The sequence below is a fragment of the Herbaspirillum sp. UBA812 genome, assembly GCF_002296545.1.
Lineage (GTDB): Bacteria > Pseudomonadota > Gammaproteobacteria > Burkholderiales > Burkholderiaceae_D > Herbaspirillum > Herbaspirillum huttiense.
The window spans coordinates 1-17,476 of the sequence record NZ_DBIC01000037.1 but is presented as its reverse complement, the minus strand read 5'-3'; the positions used below and the strand labels follow the sequence as shown (position 1 = coordinate 17,476).

The window sequence follows — 17,476 nt, the reverse complement described above, 5'->3', positions numbered from 1 at the left end:
GGTATAGCGAGACTGGTTTTGAGGTTCAGCGGCGATCCGGGCTCCAGCGCAAGAAGCGTGTCTACGCGGCGCAGGCCGATATCTCCGCCGAGGTCCAGCGTGCCGATGCGGGCGGCGTTGACGCGGCCGGTGACGTTCATGCGCTCGCCCTGGAACTGGCTGCGCAGCTGCAGTTCGGACAGGCCCATGGCCGCTTCGCCGACGCTGGTGGTCACGCGCACGTCGCCTGACTTGCGCGCGATCTGCAGATAGCCGCTGGCGGTCTCGGCCAGGTTGAAGTCCCATTCGCTGTCCAGCATCAGGTCGGTCTTGACTGGCGGCGGCGTGCCGGTGAACTGCTGTACCAGTTCCAGCACCCGGCCCACATCCAGCGCGCGTACCTGTCCGGCGGAAGCCAGACGGCCCTGGTGGTAGGACAGGCGCTTGAGATCCAGCGCGGTGCGGTCGATCTCGATGCGGGTGCTGCCGGCCTCGATGCCCTCGGCCGAGGCGTCCAGCGTGAGCGGGCTGGTCATGGCGATGCGCGGCAAGCCCTGGTTGCTGAACTGGTCGAGACTGCCGGCCCAGCCATAGTTGCCACGGGTCTTTTCAGTGACTTTCCCGTGCGCCGCCAGGTTCAGGTCCAGCACCTGATCGGCCAGCTTGCCCTTGGCTTGCAGGGCCAGCGTATGGCTGGCGTAGGTACCATCGAGCTTGAGCGACAGGCGTGCCAGTTCGGCTTGCGGGCCGCTGTAGCCATCGCCTTCCAGGCTCAGGGCCAGGCGGTTGTCGGGCGAAGCCACGCCGGCAGCCAGGTTGCTGTGCAACTCGCTCTGGCCGGACAGGTGATGCAGCTTGTGCGGGCCGAAGGCCAGTTGCTCGGCCTGGAAACTGGCCAGCAGGTTGGGGCGTTCGCGCGTACCGCTGAGGATGCCATCCACCCGCAACAGCCCGCCCAGTCCATAGCCCAGGCGCGCCAGTTGCGGTGCATCGACCTTGAGCTTGAGCTTGTCGCGGGCGGTGCCGAAGCTGCCGTCCAGATCCAGCGTATTGCCGGCGATCTGTACATTGGCGCGGCTGGGCAAGAGGCGCATGCCGGCCAGGTTGATGTCGCCCTGGCCGCTCATGGGCAGGGCGCCGTAGGTGCTGTCATGAATGCGGAAGCCCAGCTTGAGCTTCAGCTCAGGCGAGAGTGCACCGGCGGCATTGAAATCCATGTTGATGCGCGCCGGCACCGGTTTGGAAGCCGCTGCTGCGGTACGTTTGCGACCCTTGCCCGTGCTGGCCGGCGGCGGCGTCACTGCCTGCAGCACGGCGGTCGGATCGAAGTCCACCAAGCGGCCCTTGAAGGCGTACTCCATGGCAGCGGCGGTCTGCAGCGTGCCGGAGGTTTCCAGGCGCGACTTGCCGGCCGTCAGCGAGGCCTCGCGCAGTTGCACGCGATCTTGGCCGATCACGCTGTCCACATGCAGCTTCAGCGTGCTGTCCTGCAGGGTCAGGAGGACTTGCTGGGCGTCGGGAGCGAGCGTGAGGTCCACCGGACCGGACAGCCGGGTCGGGCGCACCTGGCGATGCAGCTGGTTCAGGTCCAGATCGCTCACGCGCAGCTTGAACTGTCCGGACAGCGGTTCCTGCTTGCCGGGCTCGCTGCTGCCGGGCCGGAACTGGCCGCTGCCTTCGATGCGCCCTTGCTCCGGCAGACGGATCTCCAGCCGCGACAGGGTTTGCTGCTGCAGGTCCAGTTTCAGGTCGGCGCTGGCCGAGAGCAGCGGCAGGCGTTGCTGGTCCAGGCTGCCGGGACGGGCGTTGTCGATCTCGACGCGGCCGGCGACTTGCAGCGGTGCGTCGGCGGCCAGGCCGGCGGGCGGCGCGAGGTCGGCGCGCAGGTTCAGGTCGGCGGCTGGTGCGGCGGCGTTGAAGGCTTGCGGATTGAGGTGTTGCAGGTCCACCTTGGCGCGTTTGAGCGGCACGCTGGCAAAGGGCGTGGCGACGATGTCGGCATGGCCCTTGAGCTTGTCGCCGCCGGCGGTGAGCGCGATGCCCAGTTCCTGCAGAGAGCCCGACAGTTGCGCCGCCAGCTGGTATTGCTCCTTGCTTTCGCCATATTGGTAGGCACCGGCCAGTTCCAGCCCGCCGCCGATGGCGAAGGGCTGCTTGCCGTTCAGGTGCAGCAGGGCGGTGGCGTCACCGAACGGCGTGGTGAGGCTGTCCAGCACCAGCGTGTGCTGCACGCCGTCGGAGTTGCCGTGCAATTTCAGTTTGGACAGTTCGGTGGTGGAGGTGCCCTGGGTCAGGCTGAGGCTGGCCAGACTGATCTCGCGGATGTCCAGCGCCAGCGGGATCTCCAGCGAGCCCGGCATGCTGCTCGGTTCGGACGGCGAGGGTTGCTGGTTCAGGCGCACCTTGCCGACGCGCAGGTAATCGATACTGAATCTGCGTTGCAGCAGCGCCAGATGCCAGCGCGCATCCACGCTGTCGATGTCGAGGATGCGCTTCTCATCCTGGTAATGCAGATCGCGCAGACGCAGACCGTCGGCCACGGTACCGCCCAGCAATTGGCCGGAGAGTTTGCCGTCGAGCGTCTTGACGGCGGTATTCCAGAGCAGGCGGGCCCCGCTCTCGGTATGGGTGGCATACAGGGCGGCACCGGCGGCCGCCAGCACCAGCAGGGCCACGGTACCACCGCTCCAGGCGGCGATACGGCGGCCGCGCCTGGCGCGACGGCGCGGCGGCGGTGCGGAGGGGGCTTGCTGCGGATCGTGTTGCGGTTCGCTCATGCTGGTGGGTGATTCGAATTCAGTTCATCGGGAGGCGGCGCGGATGCTGCCCGGGCGCTAGAAGGCGATGCCCAGCGAAATGTGCGGCCGTATCTGACGCTTCTGGATGCCATAGGCCAGGTCCAGATTGAGCGTGCCGACCGGGCTGCGCCAGCGCGCACCGGTGCCGACCCCGTGATAAAAGGTCTTGTTGTTCCAGTTGTCGGCCGCGGCACCGACGTCGTAGAACACCGCCGCGCCCCAGTTCTCGCTGAACCAGCGCTGGTATTCCGAGCTGCCCACGGCCAGGTACTTGGTCGGGTAGACGGTGCCGTTCTGCTCGTTGCCGATGCTCTGGTAACTGTAGCCGCGCACCGAGTCATTGCCGCCGGTACGGAACAGCAGCGAGGGCGGTACCGCGCCGGCACTGCCTGCGGTGAAGACCCCGCCCAGCTCGGCGCGCAGCACCACGATGTCGCGCTTGCCGACCGGGACGAACTGCTTGAAGCGCCCGTACAGGCGCGAGAAGCTCTGGTCGGTCAGCAAGCCCTTGAGGGCGAAGCCGGCTTCCAGCGTCAGCAGATTGCCTTTACGCGGGAAGATCGGATCATCCACATTGCGGCGCGACCACGCGAAGCCCGGCACCAGCGCACGGTGCTTGCCGGGCGTGACGATGGTGTTGGCGGGCAGGGTGCTGCCATCTTCCTGACTCAGCTCGTCGCGGTAGTAGGTGAGCGAGTAGGTGGTGTCGTAGTTCTCGCTGTTGCGGGCCCGCTTGAAACCGACCTGCTGGCTGCGCAGGTCGATGCCTTCGAGCTTGGTACGGTCGTAAGAAGTGTTGATGCTGTTGACGAAGGCCTTGTCATCCGGCGGCATGGCCAGCGACAGCACGCCGTACTGGCGCTTCTGCTCCAGACGCAGCTGGCTGTCGAAAACGTAGGCCTTGTTGAACACGTTGTAGTGCGAATAGCGGCCTTCGACCTGGGCACCGGTATCGGTGCTGTAGCCGACACCGGCACGCACGCGCTGGGTCGGGAATTCGGTGACCTGCACTTTCACCGGCGTTTGCTCGGGGTGCTCGGGATCGTCATCGATGGCCACGATGGCATTGGAAAAATACGGCGTGTTCTGGATCTGCCGCTGCAGGGCCAGCAGACGATTAACGTCATAGGGCTCGCCCACGGTGAGCGGATTGACGTTGCGGATGATGCTTTCCGGATAGCGCCGCGTGCCGGTGATCTGCAAGGGGCCCAGCGTGAACGCCGGGCCGCTGTCATAGCGCACGGCCAGGTCGGCCTGGTGTTCGTCCGGATCGACGCGTGCCTCGGAGCTGGCGATGCGGGCGGCGGCGTATTTCTTTTGCTGCAGCTTTTCCAGGCCGGCGTTCTTGGCACGGTTCCAGTCTTCCTGGCGGAAGGGCTGCCCGACGGGCAGCGACCAATCCTCGCGCAGGCGGGCCACGGTCGCCTGATCGTCGCGGGCGGCTGCGCCGGTGACGCTGACCTCGGCCGAACTGATCTCGGTGCGTGGACCGGGGTCGACGCTGATGGTGATGCGGCGTACGGCCTGCTTGCCTTCGGCACCGGCCTCGGTCTGCGCGCTGACCTTGGTGACCGGGGTGAAATAGCCCTCGGTGGAGGTCAGTTCGCGCACCTGGTCGCCGGCGGTATCCATCATGAACTTGAGCTGTTCATCACTGATGTCGTCGCGGTCCTGATAGCGAGAAATGTCCAGGAAATCCTTCAGCAGCGACTGCACCGGCTTGGGTGCGTCGATCTGTACCTTGTAGGCGGCGTGGGCGGTGTCGGCGGCGCAAAATAAAAAGGCGATGGCCAGGCTGCGGGTCCAAGTCATTGATTCACTGCATCATCGGTTGTCGGTTGAGGCGGCCAGCCTGACGCGCCGTGGGGCAAGTCGGGTAGGATGAGGGCTGGCGGCGCACGCCACTCAGGCCTGACCCGCGCGCGGCGCGGATAGTTCCTGGCCGGTGCAGGCGGCGAAAGCTTCATGTCCGGTTCGTCCCGGGTGTCTCTCGTGACACTGGTTCGTTGCCCCGCCGCTTGCGGTCGTGCCGGAGCAAGGGCTGGATGGCCCTCGCTCCTGTTCATCCCGCTATTGTAATGCCCCGGCAGTGGTTGCCGCGCGGGCAATCTGGCAGCACATCGAAGGAGAATGCAGTGAGCAGCAGTGTCAGTGTGAGTATTGATGCGTATTCGGAAAAAGCGACCTGTGAGCGCCTGATATGGGTACATCGCTGGACCGACAAGCTGTTGAGCTTCCGCACCACGCGCCCGGCCGGCTATCGTTTCACGGCAGGCCAGTTCGCGCGCCTGGGACTGGAGATCGACGGCGAGGTGGTCTCGCGTGCCTATTCCATCACCTCGGCGGAAGGGGACGACTATCTGGAGTACTACGCCATCATCGTCCCTGAAGGAAAATTCACATCGCGCCTGAACCAGCTTCAGCCGGGCGATGCCGTCTGGGTCGAGAAGCTCAGTTATGGCTTCATGACGGCTGACCGTTTCGTTGATGGCCGGCAGGTGTGGATGCTAGCCACGGGTACCGGGCTGGGGCCTTATGTCGCTATCCTGCAGCAGCCGGAGGTGTGGCAGCGGTTCAGCGATCTGGTGGTGGTGCACGGGGTGCGCCAGCGCGAGGAACTGGCCTACGCCGAGACCTTCGCCCGCCTGCAGCGACAGGCCCGTGCGCAAGGGTGGCCGGCGCGCCTGCAGCTGCTGCGCTGCGTGACGCGTGATGCCGCTCTGCCGGACGAGCCGGGCTGGCTGGCCGGACGCATCACTACCCTGCTCAAGGAAGGCCGGCTGGAACAGGCCAGCGGACTGACCCTGGCACCCGAGCACAGCCGCGTGATGGCCTGCGGCAATCCGGACATGGTCACCGAGGTGCGTGAGCTGCTGCGCGAGCGCGGGATGACGCCATTGCGGCGCACCGGGGGCGGACAGTTCGTGACCGAGGATTATTGGTGAGATTGTGCTGTGACAGGTGAAGCGACTGAAGCGAGCGAGGCAGGTGAGACACCAAAGAAGAGGGTGCGTGAAAACGCAGGTGAACTTCAAACGATGTCGAGCCTTTCGATAAATATCTTTTGGATATCTCCGCTATAAGCCGTAGATAGAATAGTTTCTATTGACACGTCGAATTAATTCGATTTTTTGTGGGAATAACGCAGTTTCCTTTCTATTTTCTCCAGATTTTCTCTATCTCCTAGGAGTGGAATTTTTCGCGATGCCGTTGCGGCATCGCCCTGGGCGGGGAGTCGACATCGATGCAGACAAATCGAGGGCCGCAAGTCGAGGCGAACCAGGGGAGGATGAGCGAGGGCAATGATGTCGCGGCGTCGCCACCTGTCAGTCAATTGAACCATTTGGGGGTAGCATGAATTTGAAGAAAGTCCTGCACGTTGCCATTGCCGATGATCATCCCATCGTGCTGGGAGCGCTTCGGGGTGAGCTGGCGCGTTTGCCGGAAATCCGCATCGACCTGGAGGTTGAGAATGGCGAGGCGCTGATCAGTGCGCTGAAGCGTTCGCCGTGCGAAATCGTCATTACCGACTTCGCCATGCCGGCCGATGACAGCGACGAGTCGGATGGTTTTGCGCTGGTCAAGCGCTTGAAGACCGAGCATCCCTCGACCAAGGTGATTGTCTACACCGCGATGAACAATGGTGCGGTGATCCGCCGCCTGTATCGCATGGGCGTATTTGCCGTCATCAACAAGCGCGAGAAGACCGACGAGCTGATCAATGCCTGCCTGGCCACGCAGAGCAGCAAGCAGCTGTATTTTCCGGTCTCGCTGCGTGGCGAGCTGGAGATGAGCTGGGCGCAGGGTGAAGGTTTCGGCCTGGTGCGCGAATTGACCCAGAGCGAACTGGAAGTGGTGCGCCTGTTCGTGGAAGGGCAGTCTTTGGGCGAAATCTGCGTGCGCCTGTCGCGTACGCCCAGCACCATCAGTACCCACAAGAACAATGCCATGCGCAAGCTGGGCCTGAGTACGGATGCGGAGCTGATCAAGTATGCGTATTCGACGGGGATGATCAACTAGGGCACTGCTTGGTCCGGCCGCAAGATGTCGGAGGTTTTGCAGAGACCACTCATCATTCATTGGTCGCGGATGATGCGTCAAAATATATCAAAAAAGAGATAAAATAAGAATGTGGCATCTCGATTTATTGCCGCAAGCTCATGCGGAGCTGCTTGGGCTGCCTGCCGACCTGCAGGCACGCTTTCTCCGCATCGCAGAAATGTTGGAGCGATTTGGCCCGCATTCGGTCGGTATGCCTCATGTGCGTCCCATCGAGGGCAAGCTATGGGAAATGCGCTTGACTGGGCGTGACCGGATTGCAAGGGCGCTCTATGTGAGCGTTTCGCAGCGCAGGCTTGTGGTGCTGCATGTCTTTGTGAAGAAGACTCAAAAGACTGATCGGCATGCCATCGAGACCGCATTGACCAGAATGAAGAGGATGGAAAAATGACTGACTTGGCTACCCTGAAGAAGCATTTGCTCTCCAATGCTGCAGTTCGCGAGGAATACGATCTGCTGGCAGGCGAATTTGCCTTGGCGCAGGAGTTGATCGCGGCGCGTGTGCGGGCCGGCCTTAGCCAGCAGGAACTGGCGGAAAAGATGCAGACGTCGCAGTCGGCGATCGCGCGTTTGGAAAGCGGCCGCAGCATGCCATCCATGCGAACCTTGGCGCGCTATGCAGCGGCTACCGGAAGCAGGGCTATGGTCCGACTCGAAGTTCCCACGTAAAGGAAGCGGACTCTGAAAACAAAAAGCCCGGTCACCAGGACCGGGCTTTTTGCATGAATCTTTGGGGTGGCTGATGGGACTCGAACCCACGACGACAGGAATCACAATCCTGGACTCTACCAACTGAGCTACAGCCACCGTCGACTGTCAGACAGACTCGCGTCCGTCATCAAGTAAGCAAAAGATTATACAAACACTTGCAGGGAATGGCAACATATTTCAATGCAAATTGGCAATTGCCCTGAAATTTCTTTCCGCAACCCTACCCATCCGCGTCAGCCGCCCGTTTGCGGCTGCAAGGCCTGCACCGGCGGATCAAGCTTGAGCAGTCCCCGGAAAGCCTGTTCCAGCGTCGAGCGGCTGGCCGTGGTGAAGCCCGCCAGCGAACCGGTCGCTGCTTGCGCTTCCAGGCCTTCGGTGGCCAGCAGGCGCTGCAGTTGCCGGGTCACGGCCTGGCCGGTATCGATGATGTCCGGAATGCCCCCCGCCAGGCGCTGGCAGACGCTTTCGATGGCTGGACGCACGAAGGGGTAGTGGGTGCAGCCCAGCACCAGTGTATCGGCCCCTTGTTCCAGCAGCGGACCCAGGTAGCGCTCCAGCAATTGCACCGTGGCCGGCGAATACAGTTCGCCTTTCTCGATCAGGTCCACCAGTCCCACGCAAGCCTGGGGCAGGTAGCGCACCTGATACCGGGCTTCCATCTGCTGCTGCAGCAAGGCAAAGCGCTGGCTGGCCAGGGTACTGCGGGTGGCCAGCACGCCGACGGTGCCGCTGCGGGTTTGCTGGGCGGCAGGCTTGAGGCCGGGCTCGATGCCCACCACGACCAGTTGCGGCCAGCGCGCGCGTATCGCCTGGATGGCCGCCGCCGTGGCCGTGTTGCAGGCCACCACCAGGGCCTTGATTCCCTGCTCCAGCAAGAAGGACGCGATGGTCAGCGAGCGCTCCACGATCTGCGCCTCGGTCTTGTCACCATAGGGTGCATAGCCGGAGTCGGCGAAGTAGATCAGCTGTTCACGGGGCAGGGCGGAATGAATGTGCCGCAGCACCGACAAGCCGCCGATACCGGAATCGAAAATGCCGACCGCAGCGTTGGCTGCGGCCGGCATCGGGCTACTGCTGTCGGACCCGGCGGCAGAAGGCGCACTGACCTGCTTGACGGCTTCATTCATGGTGCTGCGCGCGCTCCTGCAACGGGGTCGGCCTGGAATCGAATCAGGCCGTGGTGACGGGGATCTTGGACAGGGACACGCTCTGGGCGATCTTTTCCTTCCATTCGGCCGGCCCGGTGTTGTGCACCGAGATGCCGTTGGCGTCCACGGCCACCGTCACCGGCATGTCCTTGACGTCGAATTCGTAGATCGCTTCCATGCCCAGGTCGGCAAAGCCCAGCACCTTGGCCGACTTGATCGCCTTGGACACCAGGTAGGCCGAACCACCCACGGCCATCAGGTAGGCCGACTTGTGCTTCTTGATCGCCTCGATGGCGGCCGGGCCGCGCTCGGACTTGCCGATCATGGAGATCAGGCCGGTCTGTTCCAGCATCATGTCGGTGAACTTGTCCATGCGGGTGGCGGTGGTCGGGCCAGCCGGACCCACCACTTCGTCGCGCACCGGATCGACCGGGCCGACGTAGTAGATCACGCGGTTGGTGAAGTCCACCGGCAGCTTCTCGCCCTTGGCCAGCATGTCCTGGATGCGCTTGTGGGCGGCATCGCGGCCGGTCAGCATCTTGCCGTTCAAGAGCAGGGTCTGGCCCGGCTTCCAGGAGGCGACTTCTTCCTTGGTCAGGGTATCCAGGTTGACGCGCTTGGACTTCTCGGTGTCGGCCACCCAGTGCACTTCCGGCCAATCCGACAGCGACGGCGGCTCCATGTAGGCCGGGCCCGAGCCATCCAGCACGAAGTGGCCGTGACGGGTTGCGGCACAGTTGGGGATCATCGCCACGGGCTTGGAGGCCGCGTGGGTCGGGTGCATCATGATCTTCACATCCAGCACGGTGGTCAGGCCGCCCAGTCCCTGTGCGCCGATGCCCAGTGCGTTGACCTTCTCATAGAGCTCGATCCGCAGCTCTTCGGTCTTGTTCTGCGGGCCGCGCTTCAGCAGCTCGTACATGTCGATGTCTTCCATCAGCACTTGCTTGGCCATCAGCATGGCCTTCTCGGCCGTGCCGCCGATGCCGATGCCCAGCATGCCCGGCGGGCACCAGCCGGCGCCCATGGTCGGGACCGTCTTGAGGACCCAGTCCACCAGGTTGTCGGAGGGATTGAGCATGACGAACTTGGTCTTGTTCTCGGAACCACCGCCCTTGGCGGCAATCTGCACGTCCACGGTGTTGCCGGGCACCAGTTCCATGTGGATTACGGCCGGGGTGTTGTCCTTGGTGTTCTTGCGCTCGAACTGCGGGTCGGCCACGATGGAGGCGCGCAGCACGTTGTCCGGGTGCGAGTAGCCACGGCGCACGCCTTCGTTGACGGCGTCGGCAATCGAGCCCGAGAAGCCCTCGAAGCGCACGCCCATGCCGATCTTCAGGAAGACGTTGACGATGCCGGTGTCCTGGCAGATCGGGCGCTTGCCCTCGGCGCACATGCGCGAGTTGGTCAGGATCTGGGCGATCGCATCCTTGGCGGCCGGGCTCTGCTCGGTCTCGTAGGCGCGGGCCAGATGCTGGATGTAATCGGCCGGATGGTAGTAGCTGATGTACTGCAGCGCGGCGGCGACGGATTCGATGAGATCGTCTTGCTTGATGATGGTCATGGCTGGTTCTCTCGGTTTGGATGAAGCAAAGTCAGTGCGGCTTGTCGGAGGGTTCGGAAGGATGCACCATCAGCCGGTCGCAATACGCGATGGCCATGGCCGACAAGAGGAAGGCGATATGGATGCCGGTCTGGGCGATGAGCGTCTTGGCGTCATACAGATTGGCATTGATGAAGGTTTTGAGCAGGTGGATCGACGAGATCCCGATGATGGCCGTGGCCAGCTTGACCTTCAGGACAGAAGCGTTCACATGCGAGAGCCACTCGGGCTGGTCCGGATGGCCTTCCAGGTTCATGCGCGAGACGAAGGTTTCATATCCGCCCACAATCACCATGATCAGCAGGTTGGAAATCATCACCACGTCGATCAAGGCCAATACCACCAGCATGATGGTTTGTTCATTGAGCTTCTCGGGGCGGGTGGCGCCGGGAATGGCGACCGCATCCAGGATGTGGTCCAGCGAACTGGCGCTGCCCATGGCCGCGCCGATCAGATCCACCAGCTCGACCCAGAAGTGGTACACGTAGACGCACTGTGCCAGGATCAGGCCCAGGTAGAGCGGCAACTGCAGCCAGCGGCTCATGAAAATCAGGTTGGGCAGGATGCCGATCTTGCGGGGAGGCTGGGGCGACGAGTTTTTCATGGGTGTCCGTGCTACGCGTGATTCTGGCTGAGGATGACGATATCCGGTGCGCCGCTGCAGCTGCGTTTGCGTTCACTGTCCGGCTCCGGATTTGGGGCCGTATTCTACACGCCCTTGGCCCATTTCCGGGGCCTGCCCTGCATCCGGCGTGCGCAGTGCCTGCGGGAAACATCGACCTGTGCCAGAATGCCAATATGTTGTCTTGAACATCAGAGAACATCGCAGCGATATGAAGGTCAGCGTCTATGCAGCCGACCCGGCCCCCGCGTCGCTGCAACAGGCGCAAGGGCAGCGCCATCGCCGCCCAGCCCTGATGCAAGCGGCCTCCCGCCCGACAGGGGCGCTGCTTGTGTAAGGACTGAGTAAGTGAAACGGCCTATGTTTTGCGGAAAGCAAAAACAAACCTACTGGAGACTACCGTGGCAGACATCGAGACATTCAAGCAAGAGAACCGCGTATTCGCACCCCCGGCCGAGCTGGCCCGTCACGCCGCCATTTCGGGCATGGACGCCTACCAGGCCCTGAACGCCGAATTCGAGAAAGACTACGAAGGCACCTGGGCCAAGCTGGCCAAGGACAACCTCAACTGGCACAAGCCCTTCACCCAGACCCTGGATGAATCCAACGCCCCGTTCTACAAGTGGTTCGCCGATGGCCAGGTGAACGTCTCGTACAACTGCCTGGACGTCAACCTGGAAAACGGCAATGCCGACAAAACCGCCGTCATCTTCGAAGCCGACGACGGCAAGGTGACCCGCGTGTCCTATCGCGAACTGCACCAGAAGGTCTGCCAGTTCGCCAATGGCCTCAAATCGCTGGGCATCAAGAAGGGCGACCGCGTGGTCATCTACATGCCCATGTCGGTCGAAGGCGTGGCGGCCATGCAGGCCTGTGCCCGTATCGGCGCGACACACTCGGTGGTCTTCGGCGGCTTCTCCGCCAAATCCCTGCACGAGCGCGTGATCGATGCCGGTGCCGTAGCCGTGCTGACCTCGGACTACCAGGTGCGCGGGGGCAAGCAGCTGCCCTTGAAATCCATCGTCGACGAAGCCCTGGCCATGGGCGGCTGCGATACCCTGAAGCACGTGGTGGTCTACAAGCGCGCCGGTGCCGAGATCAACTGGGTCGAAGGCCGTGACCTCTGGCTCTCCGACGTGGTCGCGAACCAGCCAGACACCTGCGAGCCGGAATGGGTGGATGCCGAGCATCCGCTGTTCATCCTCTACACCTCCGGTTCCACCGGCAAGCCCAAGGGCGTGCAGCATTCGTCGGCGGGCTACCTGCTGTGGGCCGTGCTGACCATGAAGTGGACCTTCGACATCAAGCCCGACGATGTCTACTGGTGCACCGCCGACATCGGCTGGATCACCGGCCACACTTACATCGCTTACGGTCCGCTGGCCGTGGGTGCAACCCAGATCGTCTTTGAAGGCGTGCCGACCTATCCGAACGCCGGCCGCTTCTGGGACATGGTGGCGCGCCACAAGGCCACCATTTTCTATACCGCGCCCACTGCGATCCGTTCGCTGATCAAGGCGGCCGATGCGGATGAGAAGATCCATCCCAAGCAATACGACCTGTCCTCGCTGCGCATCCTCGGTTCGGTGGGCGAGCCCATCAATCCGGAAGCCTGGATGTGGTACTACAAGAACGTCGGCCGCGAGAACTGCCCCATCGTCGATACCTTCTGGCAGACCGAGACCGGCGGCCACATGATTTCGCCGCTGCCGGGTGCCACGCCCCAGGTGCCGGGTTCGTGCACGCTGCCGCTGCCGGGCATCACGGCGGCCATCGTCGACGAGACCGGCAACGACATCCCCAATGGCAATGGCGGCATCCTGGTGGTCAAGCGTCCGTGGCCGTCGATGATCCGCACGATCTGGAATGATCCGGAACGCTTCAAGAAGAGTTACTTCCCGGAAGAACTGGGTGGCAACATCTACCTCGCCGGCGACGGCGCGGTGCGCAACAAGGAAACCGGCTACTTCACCATCACCGGCCGTATCGATGATGTGCTCAACGTGTCGGGTCACCGCATGGGCACCATGGAAATCGAATCGGCGCTGGTGGCCAACAGCATCGTGGCTGAAGCGGCCGTGGTGGGCAAGCCGGATGAAACCACCGGCGAATCGATCTGCGCCTTCGTAGTGTTGAAGCGCCCGCGCCCGACCGGTGAAGAAGCCAAGCAGATCGCCAAGGAATTGCGTGACTGGGTGGCCAAGGAAATCGGCCCCATCGCCAAGCCCAAGGAAATCCGCTTCGGCGACAACCTGCCCAAGACGCGCTCGGGCAAGATCATGCGCCGTCTGCTGCGCGTGCTGGCCAAGGGCGAGGCGATCACCCAGGACGTTTCCACGCTGGAAAACCCGGCGATCCTCGATCAGCTGAAGGAAGCGCAGTAAGACTCAAGTCGTCGCCGCAAGTCGGTGACAGCGAGCCGGCAGGGCAGGGCGTTGTCGTATTGACGCCGGGTCCTGCCGGTTTTTTCATGGTCTTTTTGAAAAAGATGCAGAAAATACTTGGCTTCGGCGAGAAGCTTGCTATAATGCATGGCTTCGCTGAGTGCGAACCCGAATCCAGGAGAGGTGGATGAGTGGTTGAAGTCGCACGCCTGGAAAGCGTGTATAGGTTAATAGCCTATCGGGGGTTCGAATCCCCCTCTCTCCGCCAAAATGAAAAACCCGCTGATACGTCAGCGGGTTTTTTTATGTCCTGGCGTGATGCCTGGTTCATTCGCGCCCATCACGGATCAATGCATCAATCCCCCCGCACCCGCACCAGCCTCATCGCGCAACGCCAGTTCTTCCCGCTCCTCGATGAAGAGCAGGAATTCCATATGATTGCGCGCATGCACCCACGCCGCCAGCGTGCGGTCGCTGTGTACTTGCAAGGCGTGGATGTGACTGGCGATCAACGCACCCAGATATTGACGGATCTCGAACGATTCCGCGCCCGCCGCGTGCATGCCCACCAGGCAATTGCGGGTGGCATTGCGGATGAGGTCACCGACGATCAGATTGGCCCCGGCCATCTCGGCCAGTTTCCTGACGATCAATACATATCTGCCAGCGATATCCTCTGCAAAACTGTTTAGCATCATTTCTCCTCTGCCCAGACCTTACCGCGCTTTGTTGACGCAACACCATCGGGATAATCCTGACCCGCCTTCTCATCAAGCGGGAGACGACTCGTCTCTTCTCAGGCAATCTCTGATGGCGAGGCCTGCCGGTGCGAACAATAATGGCGCCACGAGACGTCACCGTTCAGGGGAGAACCATGCAAGCGTGTCCGATCAAGGTGGCGTCCAGAGCGGCCAAGGGCTTCGTGGCCGCCGTCTGCATCATCATCATCATTCTGGAAGCCTGGACCAGCTGGCATGAACGCACGGCCGAGATGGAGGAGTCCTTCCGCGCCACCGCCAACATGGCGCTGGCGCTGTCCCAGCACGCCGACCAGGCGCTGGATGAAGTCGACATCGTCCTCAAGGCCGTGATGGAGCAGGTACCGGGCAAGCCCCGCGCCGTGGCCGGCAATGAGCGGCTGCACAACTTTCTGGTGCGAACCGTCGGCGAGGTGCCGCAACTGGCTGGCCTGTTCATCTATGACGAAAAAGGGAAGTGGCTGGCCTCCTCGCAGCCGGTCCTGGAGACGCGCTTCAACAACAGCGACCGCGACTATTTCCGGCACCACCAGACCCACCGCCTCGATTCTCCCTTCATCGGCAAGCCCATCCGCAGCAAGTCCACCGGCCACTGGGTGCTCACCATGAGCCGCCGCATCAACAAGCCCGACGGCTCGTTCGGTGGCGTGGCGCTGGCCACGCTGGACATCCAGTTCTTCGAGCGCTTCTATCACAAGTTCGATATCGGACAGCAAGGGGCCATCCTGTTCGGGACCAATGAGGGCACCGTGTTGTACCGCCGTCCGCTGCTGACCGACTCAATGGGCAAGTCGCTGGCGCAATCGCCCTTGTTCCGGCAATACATCAGCACTGCAGACGCCGGCCAGGTCACGATACGTTCCCGTCAGGACGATGTGACGCGCATCCATGGCTTCAAGCATCTCGGCAATTACCCGCTTTTCGTCATCGTTGCCGTGTCGGAGAATGAGGTCCTGCAGAGCTGGACCCGGCACCTCATCGCGCGCGCGCTGGGGATTACCTTGCTGCTGCTCGCCATCTGGTACGGCGGCAACAAGATGGTCGCGCAGGTAGCGCTGAGGGAGCGCGCGCAAGCCGAAGCAATGCGGGCACAAGCCGAGCTGGAAACCATGTTCGAATTGCTGCAGAAACAGTCGCGCCGTGACGGGCTGACCGGTGCCATCAATCGCCGTCATTTCGATGAATTGCTGGAGGCGGAAGCGGCGCGTTTCGCACGCGTGGGCGGGGCGTTCTCACTGCTCATGATCGACGTTGATCACTTCAAGCAATACAACGATCACTATGGCCATGTGGTGGGCGATGTCTGCCTGCGCAACATCGCCGCGGCCATCTCCGGCGCGGCGCAGCGTGAGATCGATACGGTGGCGCGTTACGGTGGCGAAGAATTTTCCGTCCTGCTGCCGGAATGCGGCAGTGCCGGTGCCATCGTGGTGGCGGAACGAATCGGTGCGGCCGTCAGGGCCATGGGTATTCCGCACGCGACCAGCGGGAAGGGCTGGGTCACGGTCAGCATCGGCATCACATCCATCACGTCTGCGGAAGGCTTCTCCTATCAACCGCGCGAACTGGTCGAAAGCGCCGACAAGGCGCTCTACCAAGCCAAGGACACGGGGCGGGACAGGGCAGTCTTCCGCGAATTCATTGGCCGGAAGCCGATGCTGGCCTGGTCGGCCTAGTCAGGAATGTAGAACCTTACTCCGGCTTCTGCTCTTGCCGCTCATCGTCGGCGGCATTCGGGCTTTTCTCCACCAGCACGCCGCCCCGTCCCATCCGCTGGATGCCGGCCGGGGCGTTCAGTGGCGGCTGTCCACCGAGCGTACCTTCATGGCCCTCGGGCTCTTTCTCGAAATGAGTCTGCGTGGCCCCTTCCTTGGGGCGTCGTGGCTGGTTCTCGTCACGTTCAATGTCATGCCGGTCAGTATGGTCAGGCTGGTTCATGGTGGTCTCCTTGAAATCACAAGGTAGACCGTTCGCCTGCATCGCGTTATCGGAGGCCCCCGCAGAATGGCGTCAGCCAGGCACCGACAAGCCTCAATCGGCGTCGTCCATCACGCGCAAGGCGCGTTTCCGGATCTTTTCCATGGCGCGCATCAAGGCCTCGCGTTCGCTGCAGCTCAGCGCTTGCAGGAGATGGGCTTCGCGCTCTTCCACCATCGGCACGATCTTGCGGTACAGCTTGCGCCCTTGGGCCGTGGGCTTGACGATGCGCGCGCGGGCGTCATCCGGGCTGGGCTGGCGCAGCACCAGGCCATCCTGTTCCATGCGCGCCAGCGCGCGGCTGACCTGCATCTTGTCCAGTGAAGTATGGGGCACCAGATCACTGGCCTGCATCTGGCCCTCTTCGGCCAGGGCCGCCAGGATGCGCCATTCGTCGCGGCTCAGGCCGAAGCGATCGGCATAGACCTCCGCCACCGAACGGCTCACCGCCTCGGCCAGCTGGGCCAGTTGATAGGGGAAAAAATCTTGCAGTTTCATTCCGATATGGTAACAGACGTTACCAAGTCGACAGGGTAGCGGCACGCTTGATCCACATCAATAAGCCTGCACGCGAGGACCTTCCTGCCCCTGCCGCACGTTGACCCTGAGCGAGCCTCGTCAATATAGTAACAGCCGTTACCAATTCAAACGCAAAGACGAAGCCCTCAAGGAGACTGCCATGAAGATCGATCGCATCCATCACGTTGCCTACCGCTGCAAGGACGCCAGAGAAACCGTGCTCTGGTATCAGAAATATCTGAACATGGATTTCATCCTGGCCATCGCCGAAGACCAGGTACCCTCGACCAAGGCCCCCGATCCCTACATGCACATCTTCCTCGATGCCGGGCAGGGCAATGTGCTGGCCTTCTTCGAGATTCCGAATTCACCGCCCATGGGGCGCGACACCAATACCCCGGCCTGGGTGCAGCACATTGCCTTCAAGGTGGACAGCGAGGCCACCCTCAGGGAGGTCATGCAGCGCCTGCAGGACGATGGCATCGAGGTGGTGGGCATCACTGATCACACCATTTTCAAATCCATCTATTTCTTCGATCCCAGCGGCCACCGCGTCGAACTTGCTGCCGATTGCGCCAGTCCGCAGCAGCTGCAGCGGCTGGACGAAGTCAAATGGGACATGCTGGACGAATGGTCACGCACCCGCCGCGCACCGAAGCATGCCGCCTGGATGCATGTGCAGGAATTCACGGCAGCCGGTCACTGATCCGATAAAAAATTGACAGCGCCATCCCCCCGATGATCCCAAGGAGACACCCATGCAAAGCACCTACACCTATCCCCGTTTCGCCTATCAACCCTCGGATGAGCAGCGCAGCGGCCAGCCGCAGCGCCACCCGGTGGTCATCATCGGTGCCGGTCCCATCGGCCTGACTGCAGCCCTGGAGTGCGCCGCGCGCGGCCTGCCCGCCATCGTGC

Annotated in this window: 15 protein-coding genes and 2 tRNA genes; 8 read left to right on the top strand and 9 right to left on the bottom strand. The window is 62.5% G+C overall.

The window, feature by feature from the left end; genetic code table 11:
• Together B3873_RS02275 and B3873_RS02270 are read right to left on the bottom strand one after the other, a co-directional pair.
• The coding region (locus B3873_RS02275; protein WP_286863828.1) for a hypothetical protein at positions 1-2,756 on the bottom strand (2,756 nt) is incomplete at its 3' end.
• 57 nt (positions 2,757-2,813) lie between these two features.
• A complete protein-coding gene (locus B3873_RS02270) occupies positions 2,814-4,589 on the bottom strand; it encodes an autotransporter assembly complex protein TamA (protein ID WP_039786077.1) in 1,776 nt (591 codons plus the stop codon).
• Positions 4,590-4,912: 323 nt separating this feature from the next.
• On the opposite strand from B3873_RS02270, the gene B3873_RS02265 reads away from it, so the two are divergent.
• The 4 genes from B3873_RS02265 (at position 4,913) to B3873_RS02250 (ending at position 7,505) form a co-directional block, all read left to right on the top strand.
• Positions 4,913-5,722: a ferredoxin--NADP reductase gene (locus tag B3873_RS02265; RefSeq protein WP_286863827.1), complete on the top strand. Its 810-nt coding sequence runs from the start codon at positions 4,913-4,915 to the stop codon at positions 5,720-5,722.
• Positions 5,723-6,131: 409 nt separating this feature from the next.
• Positions 6,132-6,797, top strand: coding sequence for a response regulator transcription factor (locus B3873_RS02260; RefSeq protein WP_039786075.1), 666 nt, complete (start codon positions 6,132-6,134; stop codon positions 6,795-6,797).
• Positions 6,798-6,906: 109 nt separating this feature from the next.
• Positions 6,907-7,227 (top strand): type II toxin-antitoxin system RelE/ParE family toxin, encoded by a 321-nt coding sequence (locus B3873_RS02255; protein WP_286863826.1) that lies wholly within the window; start codon positions 6,907-6,909, stop codon positions 7,225-7,227.
• A complete protein-coding gene (locus B3873_RS02250; RefSeq protein ID WP_286863824.1) occupies positions 7,224-7,505 on the top strand; it encodes a helix-turn-helix domain-containing protein in 282 nt (93 codons plus the stop codon). Before B3873_RS02255 ends, B3873_RS02250 begins: the two co-directional genes overlap by 4 nt.
• Positions 7,506-7,567: 62 nt before the next feature.
• Here B3873_RS02250 and B3873_RS02245 read toward each other — a convergent pair.
• From B3873_RS02245 to B3873_RS02230, 4 genes are all read right to left on the bottom strand, one after another.
• Positions 7,568-7,643 (bottom strand) — tRNA-His (locus tag B3873_RS02245).
• A 137-nt stretch (positions 7,644-7,780) separates the two neighbouring features.
• Positions 7,781-8,674 (bottom strand): glutamate racemase, encoded by an 894-nt coding sequence (murI, locus tag B3873_RS02240; protein WP_286863822.1) that lies wholly within the window; start codon positions 8,672-8,674, stop codon positions 7,781-7,783.
• A gap of 43 nt (positions 8,675-8,717) precedes the next feature.
• The gene (locus tag B3873_RS02235) at positions 8,718-10,259 is read right to left on the bottom strand and encodes a fumarate hydratase (protein WP_039786066.1); all 1,542 of its coding nucleotides are present in this window, start codon (positions 10,257-10,259) and stop codon (positions 8,718-8,720) included.
• Positions 10,260-10,290: 31 nt separating this feature from the next.
• Positions 10,291-10,902 (bottom strand): YqhA family protein, encoded by a 612-nt coding sequence (locus B3873_RS02230; protein ID WP_039786063.1) that lies wholly within the window; start codon positions 10,900-10,902, stop codon positions 10,291-10,293.
• A gap of 419 nt (positions 10,903-11,321) precedes the next feature.
• Between B3873_RS02230 and acs the strand changes: the two genes are divergently transcribed.
• On the top strand, positions 11,322-13,304 hold the full coding sequence (gene acs, locus B3873_RS02225) for an acetate--CoA ligase (protein ID WP_276844267.1): 1,983 nt from the start codon (positions 11,322-11,324) through the stop codon (positions 13,302-13,304).
• Between the two features lie 177 nt (positions 13,305-13,481).
• Positions 13,482-13,572, top strand: a tRNA-Ser gene (locus tag B3873_RS02220).
• 79 nt (positions 13,573-13,651) lie between these two features.
• Here the strand turns inward: B3873_RS02220 and B3873_RS02215 are convergent.
• Entirely contained in the window at positions 13,652-14,002 is a 351-nt protein-coding gene (locus B3873_RS02215) for a hypothetical protein (RefSeq protein WP_286863820.1), read from the bottom strand.
• Positions 14,003-14,178: 176 nt separating this feature from the next.
• On the opposite strand from B3873_RS02215, the gene B3873_RS02210 reads away from it, so the two are divergent.
• Positions 14,179-15,738, top strand: a complete 1,560-nt coding sequence (locus tag B3873_RS02210; RefSeq protein ID WP_286863819.1) for a sensor domain-containing diguanylate cyclase — start codon at positions 14,179-14,181, stop codon at positions 15,736-15,738.
• Between the two features lie 16 nt (positions 15,739-15,754).
• On the opposite strand, the gene B3873_RS02205 is transcribed toward B3873_RS02210, so the two are convergent.
• Together B3873_RS02205 and B3873_RS02200 are read right to left on the bottom strand one after the other, a co-directional pair.
• Positions 15,755-16,000 carry a hypothetical protein gene (locus tag B3873_RS02205; RefSeq protein ID WP_121038674.1) on the bottom strand — a complete coding sequence of 82 codons (246 nt, stop codon included), beginning with the start codon at positions 15,998-16,000 and terminating at the stop codon, positions 15,755-15,757.
• Positions 16,001-16,093: 93 nt separating this feature from the next.
• Complete coding sequence (locus B3873_RS02200; protein ID WP_034339526.1) at positions 16,094-16,537, bottom strand: MarR family winged helix-turn-helix transcriptional regulator; 444 nt, start codon at positions 16,535-16,537, stop codon at positions 16,094-16,096.
• Positions 16,538-16,718: 181 nt separating this feature from the next.
• Here B3873_RS02200 and B3873_RS02195 point away from each other — a divergent pair, with 181 nt between their 5' ends.
• Entirely contained in the window at positions 16,719-17,264 is a 546-nt protein-coding gene (locus B3873_RS02195; RefSeq protein WP_039786054.1) for a VOC family protein, read from the top strand.
• Positions 17,265-17,476 lie beyond the last annotated feature (212 nt).